Below are 26,187 nucleotides of genomic sequence, written 5' to 3' on the forward strand. Positions count from 1 at the left end.
TAAACCAATAAACAACCATGAATCGCATTATTTTAAATGAAACTTCTTACTTCGGTGCAGGCTGCCGGAGTGTAATTGCTGTAGAAGCAGCCAGACGTGGCTTTAAGAAAGCTTTTTTTGTAACGGATAAGGATCTGATCAAGTTTGGTGTGGCTGCCGAAATCATTAAAGTGTTTGACGACAATCAGATACCTTACGAACTTTATAGTGATGTAAAAGCCAATCCTACTATTGCTAATGTACAGAACGGAGTGGCTGCTTACAAAGCTTCCGGTGCAGACTTTATCGTTGCTTTGGGCGGCGGATCTTCTATTGACACTGCTAAGGGAATCGGTATCGTTGTGAATAACCCGGATTTTGCCGATGTGAAGTCTTTGGAGGGTGTGGCTGATACCAAGCATAAAGCGGTACCTACTTTCGCACTGCCTACTACTGCCGGAACGGCTGCCGAAGTTACTATCAATTATGTGATTATCGATGAAGATGCACGTAAGAAGATGGTGTGTGTAGACCCGAACGATATTCCTGCTGTGGCTATCGTAGATCCTGAATTGATGTACTCCATGCCGAAGGGGCTGACTGCTGCGACGGGAATGGATGCCTTGACTCATGCCATCGAGAGTTATATTACTCCGGGTGCTTGGGCTATGAGTGATATGTTTGAATTGAAGGCGATTGAAATGATTGCACAGAATTTGAAGGCGGCTGTGGATAACGGTAAGGATGTGGCGGCCCGCGAAGCAATGTCGCAGGCGCAATATATCGCCGGTATGGGATTCTCGAATGTCGGTCTGGGAATTGTTCACTCGATGGCTCACCCGTTGGGAGCTTTCTATGATACGCCTCACGGAGTGGCAAATGCTTTGCTGTTACCCTACGTGATGGAATACAATGCTGAATCTCCGGCGGCTTCGAAATATATTCATATTGCGAAAGCAATGGGGGTAGATACTGCCGGAATGAGTGAGGCAGAAGGAGTGAAAGCGGCAATAGAAGCAGTGAAGGCTCTTTCGTTGAGTATCGGTATCCCGCAGAAGTTGCATGAAATTAATGTGAAGGAAGAAGATATTCCTGCTTTGGCGGTAGCGGCTTTCAATGATGTCTGTACGGGTGGTAATCCTCGTCCGGCTTCAGTAGCGGATATTGAGGCTCTGTATCACAAAGCATTTTGATTGATAGGAGAAAGCGTATGAAACGGGAAGCTTTTAAGATGTTCTTGAAACCCGGGTTCGAGAAAGAATATGAGAAAAGGCACGCAGCCATTTGGCCGGAGCTGAAAAAAATGTTGTCCGATGGTGGAGTATATGATTATTCTATCTATTGGGATAAAGATACAAATATTCTTTTCGCCTGTCAGAAAACAAGAGGAGAAGAGTCCTCGCAAGATATGGGAGCCAATCCGATTGTGCAGAAATGGTGGGATTATATGGCGGATATCATGGAAGTAAATGAGGATAATTCGCCGGTTACGATTCCTTTGCCGGAGGTCTTCCACATGGATTGATTAAAAAAAGAGTGCGTCGGTTGTATACGATGCACTCTTTTTTTGTACATTTGTCTGCTGTGGAAAACATTAAAGAAATCGTATGTAAGGATATGGGCATGACCGATGGTACAAGTTTAGGGCTTGAATTCAAGTATTTAATAGTAAATGACATGGACCGTAAGTTCGGTTTATGGGTGAATACAGTCGGCTATCAGTCTATCCCGCCCGATTCTCCTTACCCGTTGAAAGAGCATCCTTCCGGCTATTTTTTTAATGCGGAAAAAGGCAGGGTGCTTCGTGAATACCAGCTAGTTTATATTACTAAAGGACGCGGCCTGTTCTCATCCGATTCTACTCCAGAAAAGCAGGTTTGTAAAGGAAGGTTGATGGTGTTGTTTCCCGGACAGTGGCATACGTATCGACCATTGCGGCAGACCGGTTGGACAGAATACTATATCGGATTTGAAGGTCCGGCAATAGATGCGATTGTGGCTAATTCTTTTTTATCCCAAGAACAGCAAATATTGGAGGTGGGAATCAATGAGGAGTTGGTATCTTTGTTCTCCCGTGCTCTTGCGGTGGCCGAAGCGGACAAGATTTCCGCACAACAGTATCTTTCCGGCATTGTGTTGCATATAATCGGGATGATTCTTTCTATCTCTAAAAACAAGGTCTTTGAGATGAGCGATGTTGACCAGAAGATAGAGCAGGCAAAGATTATAATGAACGAGAATGTTTCGGGCAATGTTGATCCGGAAGAACTGGCGATGCGGCTGAATATCAGTTATTCATGGTTCCGCAGGGTGTTTAAGGAATATACTGGTTATGCACCGGCCAAATATTTTCAAGAATTGAAACTCCGTAAGGCAAAGCAATTGTTGGTAGGTACTTCTCAGTCAGTAAAAGAGATTTCTTTCTTCTTAGGTTTCCAATCTACTGAGTACTTCTTTTCATTCTTCAAAAAACGGACAGGGCTTACTCCGTTGGAATACCGTTCATTCGGGAGGGAAGAATAGAACTATTTCATAAAAAAAGGCTATTTTTGCGGTTGGATAAATATTCATTATATAATATATGTTTCAGTATATGAACAAACAAGGGCAATATATACTGTTTTTTGTTCTGATATTTCTGTTTTGTTTTTCATTTCCTCTAAAGTCTCAAGAGTATAAGTTCAAGACATTGGGAGTAGAAAACGGATTATCACAAATAACCGTCAGTGATATTTGTCAGGACGAGAAGTCACGTATATGGATTGCTACTTTGGATGGTCTGAATTGTTACGATGGTAATCATATCAAGGTTTTTAACCATTTCCATAACGACTCTATCAGTTACGGTAACTTATATGTTACTCAAATGATAGAGGATGGTCAAGGAAGCCTTTTCCTGTTGACTTCTACCGGACTTTTTCAATTTGATCTTGAAACGGAAAAGTATTATTTGCTTCCGGTTTCCTCACCTTCTATTATAGCTAAAGGAAAGAGTGGAGTGTGGATTGTAGAAAAAGGAAAGCTATTCTTGTATGATAAAGTTTCTCATTGTCTGATGCAAATGTATAAAGATTTAGAACTGCCGGATACCGGAACAACTATGGTAGAGGGGGTAGAAGGGACTTTGTGGATTGCATTGAAAGACGGTGGGATAATATGTGTGGATATTTATGGCGGAGCATCTTTACATTTACCTGAGATAAAAGTGATGAAACTGATTAGGGGGAATGATCGGAATATTTGGGTTGGTTCTCAAGAGCATGGAGTTTTCTGCTTTTCTCCGGAAGGTAACATGATACACCGATACGAATATGACAATAAGAGCATTTACAAAGTCCGGAATGATATGGCAAGAGCTCTGTGCCAGGATTTGGAAGGAAATATATGGATAGGATATAGAAGTGGTCTCAGTAAGATAGAAGTGGCTTCCGGTAAGATATTCCATTATCAGGCAGATCCGAATCGGGTAGGTGCTATGTCCAACCGTTCCGTAACTTCTCTTTATACGGATAAGCAGGGAACGGTTTGGGTAGGTACTTATTGGGGCGGAGTGAATTTCTTCTCTCCGGAATATCAGCATTTTACCCATTTCCATGCTTCAGATACCGGATTGTCCTTTCCGGTTGTGGGCGCTATGGCAGAAGATAAAGCCGGAAATATATGGATTTGTACGGAGGGTGGTGGATTGAACTTATATCAACCGGAACAAGAAAAATTCAAGCATTTTAATTTACGTACAGGTTATCATTTCAGTACCGATTATTTGAAAGATATTGTTTTCGATGAGGCTAATAATTGTTTGTGGATTGCTGCCGATTTTACTAATAAGATAAATTGCTTTCATCTTGACAACTATCGAAATGATATATACAATCTTGGGTCATCCGAAGAAGGTAAGATAGGAGAAGCTCTTTTTGCATTGGCCGATACACCTCGAAGATTATATATTGGTACTACGTTGGCAGTGGTCAGTTTGGATAAACAAACGTTGAAATCTGAGATTTTGTTTCATGAGAAGGAGTTGTTCACACATAATTATAATACCTTGTTGCTTGATTCAAAAAATAGACTATGGTTTGCCTCCGATGAGGGTTGTATTGCCTATATACTTGATGAACACCGGTTTGAAACTTATAAAATAAACTTGAGAAAGAAAGTCAGATCCCAAAAAGAACTTGTTAATGTGATTTATGAAGATAAGGCCGGAGATATTTGGGTAGGGACGCATGGTAACGGACTTTTCTTGTTGGATAAGGAGGATGGCTTGTTTCATTTGCATACACCGGAGAATGTGTTGTCCGGAGAAAATATAAGGGTGCTAGGTGAAACACCTTCAGGTAATTTGCTGATTGGTACCGGTCATGGATTGTCAATGCTGGGCAAGAAAGACGGGAAGATTATAAACTTTAATTCTAATACAGGGTTTCCACTGACTCTTGTGAATCGAAAATCCCTTCACGTATCCTGCAATCATAATATTTATATGGGAGGAACTACCGGAATGATTGCAATTCGTGAAAGCAGCTTGCATTATCCTCCGAAAATATACGATTTGGAATTGGCTCATCTTTATGTGAACAACAGACAGATAACAACTGGCGATCCAACCGGTATCTTGAATAAATCTTTTGCCTATACTGACCAGATCAATTTGAATTATTCGCAGAATGTCTTTTCTATTGGTTTTTCCACAGATAACTTTCTGCATACCGGTGGGGGCGAAGTGGAATATCGGTTGATTGGTTATAATGATGAGTGGAGCGAAAACCGTTCGGGTAACGATATTACTTATACAAATATCTCTCCCGATAATTATATTTTCGAGATTAGGTTGAAGAACTTTCCCGAAGTCATCAGGTCGCTGAGGATAACAATTACACCGCCTTTCTATGCAACTTGGTGGGCATATACCATTTATGTATGTGTGATTATGGCTATTCTTTTCTTTGTTATAAGAGAATACAGGATACGTCTGTTTCTGAAAACTTCACTTGATTTCGAACTTCGTGAGAAACAGTATATTGAAGAAATGAATCAGTCCAAGTTGCGCTTCTTTACTAATATTTCACATGAAATCAGAACTCCTATCACACTTATTTTAGGACAAGTCGATTTGTTGCTAAATTCGGGGAGATTGTCTACTTATGCTTATTCGAAGTTGTTGAATATACATAAGAATGCCGGTAATCTGAAAAATTTGATTACAGAATTGCTTGATTTCAGGAAACAGGAACAGGGACTTTTGAAACTGAAAATCTCACAGTTTGATTTATATTCTCTGCTCAAGGAACATTATCTGTTGTTTAAGGAGTTGGCGGCTAACAGGAATATTTCATTTACCTTACGTGCAGATTGTGAGCAATGTATGATATGGGGGGATCGTCTGCAATTACAGAAAGTTGTCAATAATCTGTTGTCGAATGCCTTTAAATATACCTCTGACGGTGGAAATATTACGCTTGAGCTGACTGAGGGAACGGATGAATGTATGTTCTCTGTTTCTGATAATGGTGCCGGTATATCTGAAGAAGACTATGTGAAGATATTCGAGCGGTTCTATCAGGTTGAGAATATCGGACAGTACGGTGGGACAGGTATCGGTCTTGCTCTTAGTCAGGGCATCGTCAAAGCCCATCAAGGAGATATTACAGTAGAAAGCCAGCTAGGAAAAGGTTCTTGTTTTAAAGTTACTTTAAAGAAAGGGGATACTCATTTTGATTCTTCGGTTATTCGAATTGAACAGGAACAGGATAAAGAATACATTTATTATTCAGAAGATAAAGAAGCGTTGATTAAAGAAGTGCAGTCGGCAAAGAATGAAAATGGGACTACAGACTGCAAACTGTTAGTCATTGATGATAATGAGGAAATCAGAAATATTCTAGTCGATATATTCTCTCCGTTATATACGGTTGAAACGGCAAATGACGGAGAAGAAGGGTATGAGAAGGTGAAAGAGATGCAACCTGATTTGGTGATTTCAGATATAATGATGCCTGGAATGCCCGGAACGGAATTGTGTGCTAAAATTAAGAATAATATAGAAACCTGTCATATTCCGGTAGTGCTGTTGACTGCTCTTAGTGCTCCGGAACGTGAACTTGAAGGGTTACGAATCGGAGCTGATATTTATGTGGTAAAGCCATTCAATATGCGAAGATTGGTTATGCAATGCAATAATCTGATTAATACCCGCAGAATTTTGCAGAACAAATACGCCCGTCAATTGGATGTCAAAGCTGAGAAGATTGCAACGAACGAACTTGACCAGAAGTTTATTGAACAGGCTACTCGGGTAGTGGAAGAGAATATGGAGAATCCCGAATTCTGTGTAGAGACCTTTTCACGGGAAATGGGAGTGGGACGTACCGCTCTATTTCAAAAGATAAAAGGTATCACAGGAAGTACGCCAAATAATTTTATCATGAATCTGCGTCTGAAGAAAGCTGCATATTTTCTGCTGAATGCTCCGGAGATGAATATTTCGGATATTGCTTACCGGTTGGGATTTGGAAATCCTCAATACTTCAACAAATGTTTTAAAGAACTTTTCAGTATTGCTCCTACACAGTATAGAAAATCACAAAATCCCCCTTCACACGACTCTGAAACGTGAATGAAAATAGTTATCTGAATTTTTAGACCTAATAAAACGAACAATTCGATAGGGTAGCTCATGGTCGAATCCGGTACTTTTGCGGTGTTGGATCGTACCAACTTGTACTTGTGTTTATTGTGATCTGGTGTGTACGCACACACGCCTACTAATTAATAAAATAGTGAGTCAAACCTTGATAATTAACCAATTTAATTTTATTCTAGTTATGAAAAATTTGCAGAGTAGGACAAAAGTGCGGTTGCTTCAGTCGTTGCTTTTGATTTCCTTGAGTCTCTTTTTCCTTGTCAATCCGGCTTATGCTCAAGGCGGGTTTGCAGTGAAGGGAGTTATTGTGGATAAAACAGGATTTCCTTTGCCTGGCGCCAATGTGATGGAAAAGGGAACATCTAATGGAACAATTACAGATTTAGATGGTAATTTCTCATTGAATGTTTCGAAGAAGGGAGTTACTTTGACTGTATCATTCATGGGATATACCCCTAAAGATGTGGTAGTGAAAGATAAAACAATGAATATTACGCTTGAAGAGAACTCTAAGCTATTGGACGAAGTAGTGGTAGTGGGTTACGGTACGATGAAAAAGCGTGATGTAACAGGAGCTATTACTTCCATTTCAAGCGAGGCCATTGAGCAAAAAATGGCTACTAATGTTTTTGAAGCATTGCAGGGTACTACTGCCGGTGTACAGGTGGTATCCGGTTCCGGACAGCCCGGTGAATCTTCTTCTATCAAAATTCGTGGTACTTCCACTTTCTCCGCTGAAGGTGTGACTCCTCTTTATATTGTAGATGGTGTTCCTTTGGAAAGTATCGATGGTATCAATACCAATGATATTACTTCTATGGAGATTTTGAAGGATGCCGCTTCTGCAGCTATCTACGGTTCGCGTTCGGCGAACGGTGTGATTATTATCACTACCAAAAGTGGGCAGGAAGGTAAAGCCCGTATTGATATCAAGTATAATCACTCGTGGGGTACATTGTCTCACAAGGTTCCACAGGCAAACCGTAAAGAACGTTTGTTGTACGACCAGTATCGTAAAGAGTATTTTGAAACATACGGCGGAGGTAATCCGGATGAAAGTAGTGATATACTGAATGATCCGTTGAACTCTTTCTTTAATGTGGATAACGATTATCTGGACATGATTACAAGCACTGCACAAAAAGATCAGGTGGATATCAGTGTAGGTGGTGGTACAAAGAAATTGAAATATTTCATCAATACCGGTTATTATAATGAGAAAGGTATTATTTCCAATACAGGTTTCCAGAGATTAAATACTCGTATCAACTCCGATTATTCACCGACAGACTGGATGAATATGGGTAGCCGTATTTCTTTGACTTATTCTAAAAAGAAAGGTCTGAATGAAGGTACTTTATTGAGCGCAGTGTTGACTCGTCGTCCTTATTTCAATACTTATTATCCGGATGGCTCTTTGGTCGGAGTGTTTAACGGTCAGAAGAACCCTATTGCACAGGTCAATTATACCACCGACTTTACGGATTCTTATAAGGCTAACTTCTTCCAGTTCTTTGAAATCAAATTCAACAAGTATTTGAAGTTTAGAGCCAATATTAATGCCAACTTCTATCTGGATAAGCGTAAAAAACTCGAACCGAGTCTTATCACCGACGAATGGCAGAAACAGAATAAAGGTTATTCTTATAATTACCTGAACTGGAACTGGATGAATGAAGACATCCTTACTTATGCACGCAAAATAAAAGATCATAATTTTACGGCCATGGTAGGTGTTAGTGCACAACAGTGGCGTTATGAAAACGAAACATTTGTGGGGATAAACTCGTCTACAGATTTTATCTATACAATGAATGCTTTTGCCGCAAACCTGGATTTGTCATCTACAGGCTCCACATTAAGCAATCACTCTATGGCTTCCATTTTTGCCCGTGTGACTTATGATTATAAAGGAAGATATTTGCTCAATGCCATTATGCGTCGTGACGGTTCTTCTCGTTTTGCCAAAGAGAACAAATGGGGTAATTTCCCTTCCGTATCTGTGGGATGGCGCTTCTCGGATGAGAAATTCATGAAATTCTCGAAAAAGTTTCTCGAAGATGGTAAGATCCGTGCAAGTTTCGGTATCACGGGTAACGAAGCAATCGGCAACTACGACTATATCTACTCTTATTCTCCGAATTCTATTTATGACGGAGTGGGTGGCGTTATTCCGACTCGTATCGGTAAAGACAATCTGAAATGGGAGGAAACTAAACAATTCAACCTTGGTCTGGACTTGAATTTCTGGAATAGCCGTTTGACAATCACTGCCGATTATTACGATAAATATACAGACGGTTTGCTGGCAAATTACCAATTGCCTAAAGAATCCGGTTTTGCATATATGAAAACTAATGTCGGTGAAATGAGTAACCGAGGCTTTGAAATAGCTGTTACCGGTGATATTATCCGCACGAAGGACTGGAAGTGGAATGCTTCTTTCAATATCTCCAGAAACATCAACCGTATTGAGAAGCTGTCTGAAGGTAAGGCATATATGGAAGGTGATATTTGGTGGATGCAGGAAGGTGGCCGTGTGGGTGACTTCTACGGATTTAAAAGCGCCGGTGTCTTTGCATACGACGAATCGAATGCTTTTACTGATAAATGGGAACAGTTGACTCCGGTGTTTGAGAATGGTGTATTCCAGTACAAATATTTGTTGGATGGAAAGGAATATGCAGGTAATATCCGTCAGAAAACGTTGCCGAACGGCAAACCGTTCCGTGGGGGAGATTACAACTGGGAGGAACCGGAAGGAACCCGTGACGGTGTGATTGATGATAATGACCGTATGGTGATCGGTAATGCCATGCCTGATGTAACCGGTGGTTTGAATACAACGGTGACTTGGAAGAATTTGAGTTTATACTTAGGATTCTATTATTCATTGGGAGGACAGATTTATAATGCAGCCGAACATAATCGTAATATGTTCAAATACACCGGAACTACTCCTTCACCGGAAGTCATCCATAATATGTGGTTGCATCCGGGTGACCAGGCAATCTATCCGCGTCCGTATAATGATGATTACAACAATGCCCGTATGGGTAACTCGTTCTATCTGGAAGATGCTTCATTTATTCGTTTGCAGAACATACGTGTAGCATACGATCTTCCTGAAAACTGGATAAAGAAGCTGATGTTGAAGAATATAAATATCTACGCTTTTGTAAACAACGCCTTGACATGGACCAACTATTCGGGATTCGATCCTGAATTCTCTACCAACAATCCTCTGCAGGTAGGTAAAGACTCTTACCGTTATCCGAGAAAGAGAGAATATGGTATTGGTTTTTCTGCAAACTTTTAATTGAAGATATCGTATGAAGAATATAAAATATTTTGTTGGAGCTGTATGCCTGGCTCTATCATTGAATAGCTGTTCAGACTTTCTGAATGAGGAACCGGTAAGTGAAATTCCGGCAGGTGACATGTGGCAGACTGCCCGTGACGCTAAGGCAGGTATAAATGAAATCTATGGATTGTTACGTTCCACTTTACGGGAGAACTATTTCTATTGGGGTGAGTTCCGTTCGGATAATGTAGCTCCCGGAGCACCGGTAATGGCCGATCAGGCACGTGTTATCAACAACCTGATGTCTACGGATGAGAAATGTGCAAAGTGGACGACTCTGTATCAGATGATTAACCAGGCAAATCTGGCTATTAAATATGTTCCTAATATCAGTATGCCTGACGTGGCAGACCGAAATGACTATCTCGGACAAGCTTATGCGTTGCGTGCTTTGGCCTACTTCTATGCTATCCGTGTTTGGGGAGACGTACCTTTGTTTATAGAACCCACTGAAAAGTATTCGGAAGCGATCTATAAAGAGCGTACGGATAAAAACTACATTTTGGAGCATGTCATTCTTCCGGACCTGAAGAAAGCGGAAGGACTGATAAACCGTAACAAGAATTATGAGCGCAAACGTATCTCTATCTGTGGCGTATGGGCCATCATGGCGGATGCTTATATGTGGGCTAAAGAATATAATCTGGCCGACCAGACCATCGATAAGATGGCGACTATCGCTTCCAAAAAAGGCGGTCGTTTTGTAGACTTCGAACCTAACATTGCTACTTGGCATACCATGTTTACGGAAGAACTGACTAACAAACCTTCTGATGATACACCGGAAAATGATGAATATAACTCCAGAGAGTTTATTTTCCTTGTTCATTTCAACATGGATGAAGTCGGCACGAATGGTTACAGTTATATGTATCAATGGTTTTCCGGTTCAGGAAATCGTGCGGCAGTCATGTCTGATAAGTTTATGAGTATCTTTGATGAAAAGGATATGCAAGGTGACCAGCGTAAAGACTTTACGGTGAAATACTATCAAAATGGAAATGAATTGCGTAAATATATGGCAGGTGACATTAGTAACTCTTTGAATAAGACATGCGAAGTAGCATATCCAATCTATCGTTACACAGATATGATGTTGTTGCAAGCTGAAGCTCGTGCTCATCAGGGAAAATGGGGGGAAGCTTTGGATTTAGTAAAAACTGTACGTGACCGTGCCGGATTGAATACACTGACTGAAAATGATTTTGCTTCAGAAGAAGAGGTAGTCAATTATATCTTGCGTGAACGTCAGGTGGAGTTAGCCGGCGAAGGACGCCGTTGGTTTGATTTGCTGCGTACCGGAAAGTGGAAGGAAGTGATGAAACCGATTAACGGAATGGAGCAGGACGGCAATGAACTTTTCCCGATCCATTATTCACATATCTTGGAAAATCCGAAGATTGTGCAGAATACGTATTATGGTAATACTAACAACTAAAAAGGTAGAAGCAATGAAAAAGACAATATTATATAAGACTCTTTTCTTTTGTTGGACAATTTTGGCATTGACCGGTTGTGATCTGGACTTGCAAAAGAACTATGATTATGAGCCTTCGGTGGATGATCCGTATGTAAAAGTGACAGCGTGGGAATATTTTCAGGATCACAAAGATATGTTCTCGGAGTTGATAGCAGCTATTGAATATACAGGCTTAAAGGACTATTATACACAGACTGATAATAAATATACTTTTCTGGCTTTGAATAATGCCGGTATGCAGCTTTATCGGGAGAATGAATTTGCTGGTGTAGCTTCTATTACAGATTGTGATAAAGAAAAGGTGAAGAATATGTTGCTTTATCATATTGTAGATGGAGAATATAGTTCTTATGGGCAATTGCAGGTTGAACCGATGTTCGTTTTGACTATGCTGAAAGGTGAGACTGGATTGATGACAATGTCTGTTTGGAAAAACCCATGGCAGGCTGCAGTAGGTAAGATTCTGGTGAATCAGACCGGAAGCAACGGAAAATCTCCGCAACGGCAAGCTAAGACTAGCAATATTCTGCCGACAAACGGCGTGATTCATATATTTGAGAACTATTGCAAATATTCCAAATAACCACAGTTAATTAAAAAGAGAACTAATTATGATTCGTAAAATATATACCTTATTAATATTAGGACTTTGCTTAGGCTTTGCTGCCTGTGGCGACGATAATGATGGACTGGATCCTAATGCAGCGGCTCCTGTGATTAATTTTCCTATGGAGCAGCTGGACGTTGATTTGAATAAAGTAGACAATCTGCCGGTAGTGGCTGTTATTAAATCACAGGCAGGGCTTCAGAGCGTGACAATGAAATTGCAGACGGTGGAGGGAGTGACAGAATATAAAACTGTAACCGACTTTTTTAACCCCAACTCTTACAGCTTGTCTGAAAACTTGGAGTACAATGCAAATTATGAAGCTTTTATCATTGAAGCTACAGATAAACTGAATCATGTTACGAGTGGGACTTTACCAATTGCTGTTACCGATGTAATGGCACGTCCTGTCATTACATTCGATCCGGAAGAGATTGTATATGATGAGATGGATGAAAAACCGGTAATGCCTCGTACCACTTTTAAAATTGTTTCGGAAGCTGGTTTGAAGAAAGTAGAAAGATTCTTGGTTTCTGTAGACGGACAAACATCGAAAGGTGGTGATATACTGAATGGCGACAAAACGTATGAGTATGATGAATTGATAGAATATAAAGAAGGTGATAAGGGCTTTAAAGTGAAAGCAGAAGATATATATGGTAATATCACAATTTCTACTTTGCAGGTGTCATATAAGACAGTTCCGGTTCCTGTATTGACCTTGGGTAAAGAGCTAATTACTACTGATGAAGGAGTAGATACGGAAGTTCCAATGCATATTGAATCGGTTCGTGGCGTAAAATATGTAGCTATATCCCGAGTGGAAAATGGTATAAGTACAGAAATATTCCGTGAGGAGATAGGTGGTGACAATAAAAACTTTGATTATACACCTAAAGTACAATTAACAGAAGAAACGTCCCAATTAAAAGTGGTTGTTTCTGACGGTCGAGAGGGTAAAGAAGTAGTAGGGATCGTAAGGACTTATGTGAATATGGAAGTTGTCCAGCTCAAAGTCGGTAGCCAAGTTTTGGCAAATGCGGAACCGTTTGCTCTGATTTCATTGAAGGATATGAAGACGTATTCGGTGGATGAAGCTATTTCCAGTGTGGAAAGCGCTAGGAATGTTGATATAAAGTTCTTTATAAATTCTAACAGTGGTGTTCTTTCTTTCCGTTTTTATTCTATGGAAAATGTAGAAAGTAAAAATCCTTTATATAAAGGATCAGATGGAAAGTCTTTGAGTAACTTGCCGGCAAAGAATATGACTAAATATGTCCTATTCCCTACAGATTTTGATTATGATACAGCTTCCCGTTCCTCTATTCAGAATGAATATTTGAAAGGAAATGCAGATCAGAAAGTATATATGACAATTGATAACTTTGTCGGTAGTGTGATTGGATTTAAGACCGGTGGTGCCTCAAGTGCTGGTGGAGAAAGATATGGTGTCATGAAAGTTCTTGATGTCTCCGGTAAGATGGATAATAATACGACCAAACAGATAGCAACTGTTGAAATCAAATTCCCTAAGAAGAAGTAAGCTGGGTAGTATTACCTACGGCCTGAAGTCTTAATAGAAAAGTTTTTTTCTATTAAGACTAAACTTCCCTTTCATTGGGAATAAAGTTGTTTTCTGTCCGATACAAACTATAAACGAAGCTTACGTTTTTATAAATGCAAATTGCGTTTATAAAAACAAAGCTTGCAATTATAAAAACAAAGCTTGCGTTTATAGTTTATAATAAGGATAAAAGAAGTTTGCAACAAGGGGGAAGGAAGTTCTCTCCTAGTGGAGGATAACTTTTCTATTAATAGCCAACGCGAGAGTTATTAACAGCTATCCCGGTGAACTTAGATAGAATATACGAAAGATGCGATTGATAACGAGCACATTGGTTAAGTAATAATGTGCGGTAGCTGAAAGTAATATGAGAAAACATATAATATATAGGTATTTCCTCTTTTTATCTTTGGTCGGACTGATGCAGTTAACGCTTAGTTGTTCCTCCTCTTCCAACGAAATAGAACCTTTGAAACCGGAAGGAGGAGATACTCCTTTGGAAAAAGATGAATATACTTTTTTGAACGTTGAATACCGGAAATGGCAGAACGGAACATTCCAAGCATGGACAACGGCAGATTCAAGGGAAACACGTACCATTGATAATATGAATTGGTATACTCCTTCTTCGGATTATAGCCGGACTGCATGGGGAGGACGAATCGGTTTGCAACCCTCTTCTGTGGTTGGAAAAGAAGGCTTTTTCCGAGTGGCTAGTTGTGGAGGCCGTTCTTATTTACTGGATCCGGATAATGGAGCTGTTATTATTCATGGAATTCAGCATGTTCGTCCGGGAGAATCTACTGCTCATAAGAAGGCTTTCAGTACTCGATACGGTAGTGAGGCGCGATGGAGTGAAGAGACAGGCAAACTGTTGGCAGACAATCATATAAACTATATTTCGTATGGTTCGAACCGTATTGAAGTATTTCCTGCTGCAGTACGTGCTAACTTGTTGACACCTAAGACGCAAAAGATTGCTTATGCAGAGAATCTGTATCTGCTCCGTACCTTTATGTGGGATATGAGCAAGAATTTGGGCTACGCGTTTGATGATGACAAGTATAATCGTCTCGTTCTTCTTTTCGAACCGACATTTGCTACGTACATAGATCGTCTCGTACAAGAGAAGTCAGCTTTATTTGCCGGTGACCGGCATTTTATAGGTTTCTATCTTGACAATGAATTGCCGTTTGCCAGTTATCAGAATACTGACCCTTTGCGAGGAATTGATCTGAAACATTTCTTGTCCTTACCCGAACGCTATAAAGCAGCTCGTGAGTATGCAGAAAAGTTCATGCGGGATAACGGTATAGCTTCTGCCGGAGCGATCACCAAGAAAAATCAGGAAGACTTTCGGGGGATGGTTGCCGATTATTATTATCAGTTGACCACCGCTACCGTCAGACGATATGATAAAGAGCATTTGATTTTGGGGACACGTCTGCATGACTGGAGCAAATACAATCAGAAAGTGGTGGAAGCTTGTGCCCGTTATTGCGATCTTGTTTCTATCAATTATTATGCCCGTTGGCAACCGGAAGCAGATTTCTTGGCAAACCTGAAAGTTTGGTGTGGAACGAAACCTTTTTTAGTTTCGGAATTCTATACGAAAGCAGAAGATGCCAGTTATCAGGGAACTGGATATACCAATACCGAAGGAGGTGGCTGGCTGGTGCATACACAGAAAAATAGAGGTGAGTTTTATCAGAACTTCTGCCTGCGTTTGCTGGAAACCCGAAATTGTGTGGGGTGGGTACACTTTGAATATAATGACGGCTACGATTCTAACGGAAAAGCTTCTAATAAAGGAATAGTCTCCATCGAATACGAGCCTTATACATCTTTTCTGTCGCAGATGCGACAGGTAAATCTTGCAGTTCATTCATTGATCGATTATTATGATACAAAATCGGTTCAATAGATTAACGGAAACATTAAAAAGACAAATTGAATATTTAGAATTAAAATAGTTATAACCATGAAGAAGTTTAGTTTATTTGCAATCCTCTTAGGATTTAATATAGCTTTGGGAGCATGTTCCGATGATGATGCCGCTCCTGTAGTAAAAGATCAAATCTTTCAACTTCCTGAAAAGGCTTATGTATTGGCGGAACAATCCAGACGGGCTATCGTCATTAGGGATGCGGAGACACATCGTAATATTTGGAGTTGGGACCCTTATACGGCTTGTGTTCCTGCTGCCCAACAGGGTTGGTTTGTCAATCCGAGTGAAGTGAAACCGGTTTTCAATAGACGCTATATCTTGATGACTGCCTCCGGCGGAGCTGTGGCTTTAATCCGTTTGTCGGACCATAAATTAATGTTCTATGCAAATTGCGGACAGAATCCTCACTCTGCGGAGGTATTACCCGATGGAAATATTGTGACGGCAGAATCTAAGAACGGTGAAATTAGTACCTTTGTGGTTGACACAGTTAAGGTATTGGGAGCGAAGGCTAATACGGTGAAGCTGGGTAATGCGCATAATGTAGTTTGGGATAAGAAAAGGTCGTATCTGTATGCCACGGCTACAATAACGGGCGGAGTTACCGCATTATTCCGTTTTAAGTATGATGGTAACCGGAGCAATCCTAAACTGACAAATCAGACTCGTATTTATACGTTCGACAAAGAATCGGGCGGACATGATTTGTTTCCGGTATATGGTGAAGAAGATAAATTATGGCTTACAGCTGCTTCGGCTGTCTATAAGTTTGATTTGACAGGAGTTACCGACGCTACGACTAATGCGTCCGCCGAACCGACTTGTGAAAAGGTCTACAGCATAGGCGATATAAAAAGTATCTGTAACGGACCTGACGGAATCTTGATGCTGAAACCGACTGAAGAGTGGTGGGCTGAAGGACTTGTAAATGAGAAGGGAGAAGAACTCTTCAAGATGGACGGAGCTAAGATTTATAAAGGTCGTTGGATGATAGACAATACTTTCAGTTATCCGGAAAAGCACGATTTCGTATTGGGTGAGGATTGATTAAGTATCGTCGAAGGGTAATAAAATACATAAGTTGAATAATTAAGTTTGGAACAATGAGGAAACTTCTTCTTTTTTTATTGGTATCTATCGCATTACCGGCCTTGGCGCAGAACGGAAAGAAAGTGTATGCTGACTTCCACGGTGTGCGTTATACCCGGCAACATGACGCAAAGTTGGGGCGTTGGGAGATGTATGCCAATACGGAGAAATCAAGTACGGGAAGGAAATCCCTGTGTTATAATGCCGACCTGATAGACAGTGAAGGACGGCATGAAATAGCGGCAGTGGCCTATCCCCAAGTCGGAATGCAGTCCAATCTCGATCCGGATTATATCGAATATCAGATATTGTCGGCAAAAGCTGCCAAGATAGACGGATTCTTTATCGAATGGGGATTCAAGCCTCACGAAAATGACATCTTGCTGCGTGAAATGCAGAAAGTGGCAGCGAAGTATGACTTTGAGATCGGTGTAAACTGGTGCGACGGTTGGTTGTATTATGACTGGATTACGAAGATTTATCCGGAAGTTAACACCCGTGAGGCAAAGACCGAATATATGGCTAAATGTTACCAATATTTAGTAGATAGTGTCTTTACCGGTCCGACTGCTCCTATGGTGAAGGGAATGCCTGTCTTTTATCATTTCGGTCCCGGAGCAAAAGTCGATGAATACAAGAAAGTATTATCACAGGTGAAGTTTCCGCAAGGAATGAAGCAGCCCGTTGCCTTACGTCGTTGGGCGGATTGGGGAAAACTGGAAAACGATAAATACATTCCTGTCACCCGCAGTGATGATATGGATGCCTGGAAAAAAGTGGGAGAAATACCGACCGCATGGCTTCCTGCCCGTGTCCGTACAAGAGATCAGGCACATGCTGAATGGGATAATTATGCCACGCAGGATGATGTTATTGAGTTTATGAAACCTTTCCGTGACTCGATTTGGCATAGTAACAATCCTGCTTATACCATTAAGTCAGGATTTGCTATGCCGGGAATGGATAACCGGGGATGTGCGGGCTGGGGACGCGGACACTTCTATTATATCCCTCGCAATAATGGAGAAACTTACCAAAGTATGTGGAAGTTCTGTATGGCGGAGAAAGACAGCCTTGACATGATGTTTATCGCTTCGTGGAGCGACTATACCGAAGGGCATGAAATAGAACCTACCATCGAAAACGGTGACCGCGAACTGCGTACCACTTTAAAGTATGCGGCAGAATTCAAAGGCGAACAGGCGGACGAGCGTGGCTTAACCTTACCTTTAATGCTTTTCCGTTTGCGAAAAGAAGCCCGTTTCCTGGAAAAGACGAAGATGGATGTATCTGCTTGTCAACGTTCGCTCGATAAGGCAGCGTTGTTGATTAGCCAGGGACGTTATCCGGTGGCGATAGGTTTGTTGTCACAAATAGAAAATGATGTCAAGACAGCCAAATCCGCTTTGGCGGTTGAGATGATGCGTTTGCGTGAGTCGGACATGAAGATTCAGGGAAAGCGAAAATCAGGTGGTTACAATGCCGAAGAAACGCTTTCTATCTCTTTGCCCAAAGAATTGGTTTCCAAACTGCAAATGAATAACTATGTAGGGTATCTCTATTTTGAATACCTGGACAAAGGAAATGAATCTCTTTTTATACGTTCGTCCACACAGCGCGAACCGAAAGAACCGTTTAAAATTGTATCCCGGATACGTACCGACAATACAGGCGAATGGAAAAGTGCAAAAGTGGAACTGTATAAAGATAATATCGTAAATGGATTCAATATGCCTACGTTCTATTTAAAAGGAAATGTCGTTGTCCGTAATTTGTCATTGGGCTATACCATCTACACTGTCAAATAAATGTATTGATGAAGAGTTTGAAAAATTGGTTATTAGTTTTATCCGTATTATCTTGTTTCGGGTGTTCCTCGCCGGTTCATGAAGACGGCAGGGGATGTGCTTTCGTATCCGATAGTATCCAATACAGGGTTGAGTTTATGTCGGAGGGATGCGTGCGGATTCTGTCTTTTCCCGAAGGTGATACGCTGGTAACAAAAAGATTGGTTGTCGATTCGCAAAAACCGGCATTCAAAGATTATAAATGGAAAGATACAGGGCAGCAACTGATCTTTTCTACCCGTGAGCTTTCCGTTGCTTTTGATAAAGAAGATGCGGCTTTCACTTTTCAGGAAGTATCGACAGGAAAGTTATTACTGAAAGAGAAAGAAGCTAAAAAGGCACGGCACTTCAAACGTTCGGTTGCCGGAGGTGAGCAATGCCTCGAAGTAACCCAACGCTTTGTTCCTACTGACGATGAGGCTATTTACGGTCTGGGGCAGTATCAGAACGGAATCATGAACTATCGTGGAAAATCCGTACTTCTATTACAGGCTAATATGGATATAGTCAATCCGTTCCTTATCTCGACTAACGGATATGGTATCTTATGGGATAATTATTCTTCAACAAAGTTTGAAGATACGGAGGAAGGATACTCATTTACTTCCGAGGTAGGCGATGCCTCCGACTATTATTTTGTATATGGCAAGAATATGGACGAAGTCGTTGCCGGTTATCGGGAATTGACGGGAGACGTGCCGATGTTCGGGAAGTGGGTATATGGTTTCTGGCAGTCCAAAGAACGCTATAAATCGTTCGATGAGTTGAAAGCCGTTGTAAAGGAGTATCGTAAACGGGGGATTCCGTTGGATAACATTGTGCAGGACTGGGAATATTGGGGAGATAAACCCCATTGGAACAGTCTGACTTTCCATCCGGCGAACTTCGATCATCCCCGGCAAGTCATTGAAGAACTGCATCAGCAGGATCATGTTCACTTTATGCTTTCCGTATGGCCCGGATTCGGACCGGAAACAGCTGTTTATCAGTCACTCGATTCTATCGGTGCCTTATTTAGCGAACCTACATGGGCAGGCTATAAAGTCTTTGATGCTTACAATCCTGCCGCACGGGATATCTTTTGGCAATATCTCAAGAAAGGACTCTATGATATGGGTGTGGATGCCTGGTGGATGGATGCGACAGAGCCTTCCTTCCGTGACGGATTCACACAGTTGAAGCAGGAAGAGAGGACGAAATCAGCCGGAAATACTTATCTGGGTAGTTTCCACCGTTATCTGAATACCTATTCTTTGGAGATGCTGAAGGACTTTTATCAACGTCTTCGGGCCGAAAGCGATCAGAAGCGCATATTTATCTTAACCCGTTCCGCCTTTGCTTCACAACAGCATTATGGTACGGCGGTATGGTCGGGTGATGTCTCGGCTTCATGGGAGAATATGCATAAACAACTGGTTGCCGGTTTGAACTTATCCATGTCCGGTATTCCATATTGGACTTCCGATACAGGAGGATTCTTTGTCACAGAACGTGATGCAAAATATCCTGATGGGTTGAAAAGCAATGATTATAAAGAGTTATATTCCCGTTGGTTCCAGTTCAGTGCATTTACTCCTGTCTTCCGTGCTCACGGTACGAATGTGCCGCGTGAAGTTTGGCAATTCGGTGAAAAGGGGACACCATTCTATGATAATCAGGTGAAATATATCCATCTGCGTTACCGTCTGTTGCCTTACATTTACTCGATGTCCCACCAAGTCACAGCCAACAATTATACCCTGTTGAGAGGCTTGGCAATGGATTTCACCACAGATACCCGGACTTTTGATATTGATAACGCCTATATGTTCGGCACCTCTTTATTGGTACGCCCGGTATTTCATCCGCAATCGGAAGAAAAGAACATCAGTGTCTATCTGCCGGAACACAACGGCGGATATTGGTACGATTTTTGGACCGGAAAGGCCTTTGAAGGAGGAAGAGAACAAATGCAGGCAAACACCCTCGACATCCTTCCCCTGTATGTAAAAGCCGGTTCTATCTTACCTTTGGCAGAAGTAAAACAATATGCGATGGAATACCCCGACCGTGAATTGGAACTGCGTATTTACGGAGGAGCGGACGCTTTTTTCTTATGGTATGAGGACGAAGGCGACTCCTACCGCTATGAAGACGGAGTATGTTCCAAAGTACCGATGCAATGGAAAGATTCGGAACGGACATTGACGATCGGGCTGCGTGAAGGAAGTTATCCCGGTATGCCGGAACAAGTAAAAATGCGTGTGAAGTTATATCTGCCTGACGGTGCTGCTCTTGAGAGTAAAGAGTGTGTCTACACAGGCAGAGAGGTAAAAATAAAGTTTTAATTAGATGCATACATAGATTATGAAGAAGTTATTCTATATCTTTATTCTATTGTTTATTGTGGGATGGGCGCAGGCACAGCAACGCGTGGTATACACCATCAACGACGGATGGAAATTTACAAAAGGATCTCCGTTTGAAGCACAAATGACTGGCTGTGACGACTCTTCATGGGAGACGGTCAATATACCTCATACCTGGAATGATAAAGATGCAGACGATGAAACTCCGGGATTCTATCGGGGGCCGGTCTGGTATCGAAAACAGTTGTTTATAGACAAAAGCCAGGAGGGACGTCGGGCAGTGATCTACTTTGAAGGAGCCAATCAGGAAGTACGATTCTACCTGAACGGCCAGTTCGTTGGAGAGCACAAAGGAGGGTATACCCGCTTCTGTTTTGACATCACTCCCCATTTGCGTTATGGACAGGAAAACCTGTTTGCCATTTATGTAAACAATGTCTATAATCCGAATATCCCCCCCTTATCTGCCGATTTTACTTTCTTTGGCGGTATCTACCGGGACGTCTATTTGCAGTTTATGAATCCGGTACACATTGCAACGAATGATTACGCTTCGTCAGGAGTTTATATCCGTACCCCCGAAGTGAATAACTCCGCTGCTTCGGTAGAAATCACTACGCTACTTACAAACGATATGCCCCAGCCTACGGAAATCAGGGTAGAAAATATAATCTGTGATGCGGATGGCAAGGAAGTGAAAAAGACGCAGGCAGAAGTAAAACTGGCAGCCGGCGAGACGAAGACGGACATCTCCAAAAAGATAAAAATAGATTCCCCTCGTCTATGGGATATAGACGATCCTTATCGTTATATGGTATATACCCGTATTCTTGATAAAAGAAAGGGTACTTTGCTGGATGAAGTGGTGAATCCGTTAGGTTTGCGCTGGTTCAAGTTTGATTCGGAAAAAGGTTTTTTCCTGAATGGCAAAGGACGCAAACTGATCGGGACTGCCCGCCATCAGGATTATTTTCAGAAAGGAAATGCTTTGCGTGACGAATTGCACGTACAGGATGTATTGCTATTGAAGGAGATGGGAGGAAACTACCTGCGTGTATCACACTATCCCCAAGATCCTGTTATCATGGAAATGTGTGATAAATTGGGCATTGTGACTTCGGTTGAAATTCCCGTCGTTAATGCTGTTACAGAAACCGAAGAGTTCCTGCATAATTCTGTTGAGATGGCGAAAGAGATGGTACGTCAGGATTTCAACCGTCCTTCTGTAATGATTTGGGGGTATATGAATGAGATTTTTCTGCGTCGTCCCTATACCGAAGGCAAACAGTTGGAAGATTACTACCGTTTCACGGAAAAAGTAGCCCGTGCCTTGGAGGCGACTATCCGTGAGGAAGATCCTTCAAGATATACGATGATGGCTTATCACAATATGCCTCAATACTACGAAGATGCTCATCTCACCGAAATCCCGATGATTCAGGGATGGAACTTGTATCAAGGTTGGTATGAACCGGATATCAATGAGTTCCAGCGTTTGCTCGACCGAGCCCATAAAGCATACAAAGGGAAAGTGCTGATGATAACGGAATATGGGCCAGGGGTAGATCCGAGAGTTCATTCGTACCAGCCGGAACGTTTCGACTTCTCGCAGGAATATGGACTGGTATATCATAAACATTACCTCAATGAAATGATGAAACGTCCGTTTATAGCCGGTTCCAGTCTGTGGAATCTGAATGATTTTTATTCCGAATCCCGTGTAGATGCTGTTCCTCATGTAAACAATAAAGGCGTTGTCGGATTAAACAGAGAGAAGAAAGATGTTTATTGGTTCTATAAGACAGCCTTGTCACGTCGTCCGATACTTGTCATTGGTAATCGGGAGTGGAAAAGCCGTGGGGGAGTGGTGAATACGGCACAGAAAGAATGTATCCAATCCGTCCCTGTATTCTCTAATGCGGAAGAAGTAGAGCTGTTTGTGAATAACAAGAGTCTGGGAAAGAAAAAGATAGAAAATAATTATGCTTTGTTTGATGTACCGTTTGTGGGTGGAGAGAATCTGCTGGAAGCTGTTGCTGTGACTGGGGATAATAAGTTGCGTGATATGCTTCGGATTCAGTTCCAGTTAGTAGGCTCGCAGTTGAAAGACGAAGCTGTGCCATTCACGGAAATAAATGTAATGTTAGGTTCTCCGAGATATTTTGAAGACCGTGCGGCAAACGTAGCATGGATTCCCGAACAGGAATATAAGCCCGGTAGTTGGGGATTTATCGGCGGAACATCTTATCGTCGTAAAACAGGATTCGGCACCATGCTTGGTTCGGATATCGATATTCACGGAACGGACATGAATCCAATCTTCCAGACTCAACGTGTTGGAATAAAATCTTTTAAGGCTGATGTACCAGATGGAGAATATTCCGTATATTTGCACTGGGCAGAGTTGGAGTCGGACAAAGAAAGAGAAGCATTGGTCTATAATCTGGGAGCTGACTCGGAACAAACATTTGCCGGAAATCGCAGCTTTGGTATTTCAATCAATGGAACAACCGTTTCAGATGATTTCAACGTAGCCCGTGATTACGGATATGCCCGTGCTGTTATCAAAAAGTTTGTAATAACAGTAAAGGATGGAAAAGGAGTAAGTGTCGACTTTCATAAAAAAGAAGGAGAACCTATTCTGAATGCTATCCGTATTTATAGAAACTATTAATCATAAACACTGTTCGTATGCTTAGGTCTATTTATTTACTGTCTTTTTTCCTCCTGCAATCCCTGTTTGCTTTTGCGGGAAATGTAAAGGAAGATGTTCCATCCACTTTTGATTTGTATGTATGCATCGGTCAATCCAACATGGCGGGGCGTGCAACATTGACTCCGGAGGTCATGGATACGCTGCAAAATGTATATCTATTGAATGATAAGGGGAATTTTGAACCGGCAGTAAATCCTCTCAATCGTTATTCGACAGTCCGTAAAGACCTGTCGATGCAACGCTTGGGACCGGCTTATGGTTTTGCCAAAGAAATGACGCGGAAAACGAAACGCCCTCTCGGACTGGTAGTAAATGCGCGTGGTGGTTCTTCTATCAACTCTTGGCTAAAAGGCAGTAAAGATGGATATTATGAAGAAGCCCTCTCCCGGATTCGGATTGCAATGAAACAGGGAGGCGTTTTGAAAGCGATCCTTTGGCATCAGGGAGAAGCCGATTGTTCCAATCCGGAAGCGTATAAACAAAAACTGATTTCTTTGGTGAAAGATCTGCGGGAAGATTTAAACATGCCAGATCTGCCGGTTGTTGTCGGACAGATTTCTCAATGGAACTGGACGAAGAGAGAAGCGGGTACTGTTCCCTTCAATCAGATGATTAAAAAAGTATCTTCATTTATCCCTCATTGCGATTGGGTATCGTCGAAAGGATTGGGATGGTATAAAGATGAGAAGGATCCTCATTTTAATACAGAAGCCCAATTATTGTTAGGAAAACGTTATGCGGAAAAGGTATGGAAGTTCTATAAGCATAAATAAGGTCAATCGGGAATCTCTGTTGGTTGCACTATATGAATAAACGTGAGATTGCTGATTGATGTAGAAAAAATAGTGACGGTATATGTTCAGGATACTAACGGTATCGCTGTCATATACCGTCACTATTTTTTTTATGTAGAATGGCTTATTTATGGCAGCCTTTTTAATTCCCTCAATGAACTTTTTATGTCCCATCTTAGGTTGTGAATAACTAAATACTGCCTTGTTGATAGAAAAGGGAGATATTAGGTTAATTGGTTTATTATAAACCAATTAACCTGTTAATAACTTTGTTAATATCCTTGTTGATAACTGAAATGAGGTTGTGAATAAAGTCAGTAAACGAAGAGTTGTCATAAAAAAGAAGAACCGCATTTCTGCGATTCTTCTTATCTTTAGTTGCGGAGATCCGACTCGAACGAATGACCTTTGGGTTATGAGCCCAACGAGCTACCAACTGCTCCACTCCGCGATGTTTAACGGGTGCAAAGGTACGGCTTTTTTTGAAACAAACAAATAATTTGCTGAATATTTTTCGAGTAAATCATCATTTTTTTCTTATTTAGTTGAGAATGAATGAAATAATGATGAAACTTTTTCTTAGCACCTATTAATATACAAATGTTAATATTCTCTCTATTTTCTTGTATGGTCTAAAGAAAAGAATTACTTTTGCTCAAAAGTATTGTGTTTCAATGATTTATAACTTTGGTTCTTAAACGTTGTTCTTAAATAGCCTTGTTTGAACGACACAAAGATAGGATTAATTATGTATAAGGCATAATTTTGAGATTAGAATTTTAGTCCGCATTTAGATGTGACAATTCATATTTAGATAAAAAAAGCCAGCTATCAATTTCGATAACTGGCTTTTAATTTTACTCATCAGTAGAAGCACTTTGAGATTGTGTGAACTGCTCGTAGAAATTGTTGAGAAGGCGATTTATAATGGTCTCTTTGGTATCTCCACCTCGCTGTCCTTTGGCTTTCTCTATCTGTTCTGCTTTCTCTTTGTTCAAACTTGAAAAGAACTTGAACAGATTGTCAATCGTAGCACCTTTTTGGTCATCGTCTGCTTCATCGTACTGATAGATAATCCAATCAATGAGAATTCTACTTTTGAGAATCTCTTTAGAGAGGTGTTCTGCTACTGCTTTTAATAATCTTCTCCCCCTTTCCAATCCATTAGTTTTCCGTAATTTGTCACTTATCTTACCCGCCATTGCATCTGCCATTATCTCTTTAGTAATACCCGCTTTAAACGTTCCCCATTTGGAAGCAGTGGGTAATGGATAACCTTGTTCAGTAAGCTCCACGATAAAATCAAGTAGCGGAAGCTCCTCTTTGCACGCCATTTTAGCTCCCTTAGGAAAGTCGCCCCCCTTCCAAGGATTTGTACAAATGTTAATCTCCGAAAACATTCTCGAGACTGCAATTTCTTCATTCAAAGCATAGATAAGATAGAACTCACCTTTGTACTTCTCTTCATCTTTTAACTCCTTGTTAGCTTCCAGAAGATTTAGATGAGCTTTGTAACGGTGGTTTGCATCCACTAACACAACATACCGGGCTGCATCAGCTCCGCTAATGATTTCTCCCGTTTCAAAATCTACAATCTCCAATCCGGCTTCTATAACTTTCTTTGCATCCACTATGATAGCGGGAACTAACATTCCATTTGCCTTCATGGACTTCATTTTGGCTTTAACCACCTTTTCGTCAAAGTTACGATTACCTGATAGCCTAGCTATCTTGATTCCCTTACTTGCTAGCACTGCCAACGTTAAAACTTGGAGTGCTAATTCATTTTTTTTATTCATTATTAAAAA

Annotated in this window: 15 protein-coding genes and 1 tRNA gene; 14 read left to right on the forward strand and 2 right to left on the reverse strand. The window is 41.2% G+C overall.

Annotated features, from left to right (window positions below; all coding sequences use genetic code 11):
* Positions 1–17: 17 nt before the first annotated feature.
* The 14 genes from fucO to H8S63_RS04275 all read left to right on the forward strand — a co-directional run bounded on the left by fucO (position 18) and on the right by H8S63_RS04275 (position 24,358).
* The gene (fucO, locus tag H8S63_RS04210) at positions 18–1,172 is read left to right on the forward strand and encodes a lactaldehyde reductase (protein WP_186925814.1); all 1,155 of its coding nucleotides are present in this window, start codon (positions 18–20) and stop codon (positions 1,170–1,172) included.
* A 17-nt stretch (positions 1,173–1,189) separates the two neighbouring features.
* A complete protein-coding gene (rhaM, locus tag H8S63_RS04215; protein ID WP_007754771.1) occupies positions 1,190–1,504 on the forward strand; it encodes an L-rhamnose mutarotase in 315 nt (104 codons plus the stop codon).
* Between the two features lie 98 nt (positions 1,505–1,602).
* Positions 1,603–2,502 carry an AraC family transcriptional regulator gene (locus H8S63_RS04220; protein ID WP_032839740.1) on the forward strand — a complete coding sequence of 300 codons (900 nt, stop codon included), beginning with the start codon at positions 1,603–1,605 and terminating at the stop codon, positions 2,500–2,502.
* Positions 2,503–2,572: 70 nt separating this feature from the next.
* Positions 2,573–6,595 carry a hybrid sensor histidine kinase/response regulator transcription factor gene (locus H8S63_RS04225; protein WP_186925815.1) on the forward strand — a complete coding sequence of 1,341 codons (4,023 nt, stop codon included), beginning with the start codon at positions 2,573–2,575 and terminating at the stop codon, positions 6,593–6,595.
* Between the two features lie 208 nt (positions 6,596–6,803).
* Positions 6,804–9,941: a TonB-dependent receptor gene (locus tag H8S63_RS04230; RefSeq protein ID WP_118407151.1), complete on the forward strand. Its 3,138-nt coding sequence runs from the start codon at positions 6,804–6,806 to the stop codon at positions 9,939–9,941.
* A 13-nt stretch (positions 9,942–9,954) separates the two neighbouring features.
* Positions 9,955–11,424, forward strand: a complete 1,470-nt coding sequence (locus H8S63_RS04235; protein ID WP_186925816.1) for a RagB/SusD family nutrient uptake outer membrane protein — start codon at positions 9,955–9,957, stop codon at positions 11,422–11,424.
* A 13-nt stretch (positions 11,425–11,437) separates the two neighbouring features.
* A complete protein-coding gene (locus H8S63_RS04240) occupies positions 11,438–12,049 on the forward strand; it encodes a fasciclin domain-containing protein (protein WP_004310456.1) in 612 nt (203 codons plus the stop codon).
* Between the two features lie 28 nt (positions 12,050–12,077).
* Complete coding sequence (locus H8S63_RS04245; RefSeq protein WP_186925817.1) at positions 12,078–13,616, forward strand: hypothetical protein; 1,539 nt, start codon at positions 12,078–12,080, stop codon at positions 13,614–13,616.
* A gap of 388 nt (positions 13,617–14,004) precedes the next feature.
* Entirely contained in the window at positions 14,005–15,561 is a 1,557-nt protein-coding gene (locus tag H8S63_RS04250) for a hypothetical protein (protein ID WP_186925818.1), read from the forward strand.
* Positions 15,562–15,618: 57 nt separating this feature from the next.
* Positions 15,619–16,632, forward strand: a complete 1,014-nt coding sequence (locus H8S63_RS04255; protein ID WP_186925819.1) for a DUF6528 family protein — start codon at positions 15,619–15,621, stop codon at positions 16,630–16,632.
* Between the two features lie 56 nt (positions 16,633–16,688).
* Entirely contained in the window at positions 16,689–18,482 is a 1,794-nt protein-coding gene (locus tag H8S63_RS04260) for a glycoside hydrolase family 71/99-like protein (protein ID WP_186925820.1), read from the forward strand.
* 8 nt (positions 18,483–18,490) lie between these two features.
* A complete protein-coding gene (locus H8S63_RS04265) occupies positions 18,491–20,848 on the forward strand; it encodes a TIM-barrel domain-containing protein (RefSeq protein ID WP_186925821.1) in 2,358 nt (785 codons plus the stop codon).
* A 19-nt stretch (positions 20,849–20,867) separates the two neighbouring features.
* On the forward strand, positions 20,868–23,543 hold the full coding sequence (locus H8S63_RS04270) for a glycoside hydrolase family 2 TIM barrel-domain containing protein (protein WP_186925822.1): 2,676 nt from the start codon (positions 20,868–20,870) through the stop codon (positions 23,541–23,543).
* Between the two features lie 17 nt (positions 23,544–23,560).
* Positions 23,561–24,358: a sialate O-acetylesterase gene (locus H8S63_RS04275; protein WP_186925823.1), complete on the forward strand. Its 798-nt coding sequence runs from the start codon at positions 23,561–23,563 to the stop codon at positions 24,356–24,358.
* 399 nt (positions 24,359–24,757) lie between these two features.
* On the opposite strand, the gene H8S63_RS04280 is transcribed toward H8S63_RS04275, so the two are convergent.
* Both H8S63_RS04280 and H8S63_RS04285 read right to left on the reverse strand, forming a co-directional pair.
* Positions 24,758–24,830 (reverse strand) — tRNA-Met (locus tag H8S63_RS04280).
* Positions 24,831–25,236: 406 nt separating this feature from the next.
* Complete coding sequence (locus H8S63_RS04285) at positions 25,237–26,178, reverse strand: hypothetical protein (RefSeq protein ID WP_118158726.1); 942 nt, start codon at positions 26,176–26,178, stop codon at positions 25,237–25,239.
* Positions 26,179–26,187 lie beyond the last annotated feature (9 nt).

The organism is Bacteroides sp. NSJ-39 (genome assembly GCF_014287315.1).
Classification (GTDB): domain Bacteria; phylum Bacteroidota; class Bacteroidia; order Bacteroidales; family Bacteroidaceae; genus Bacteroides; species Bacteroides finegoldii.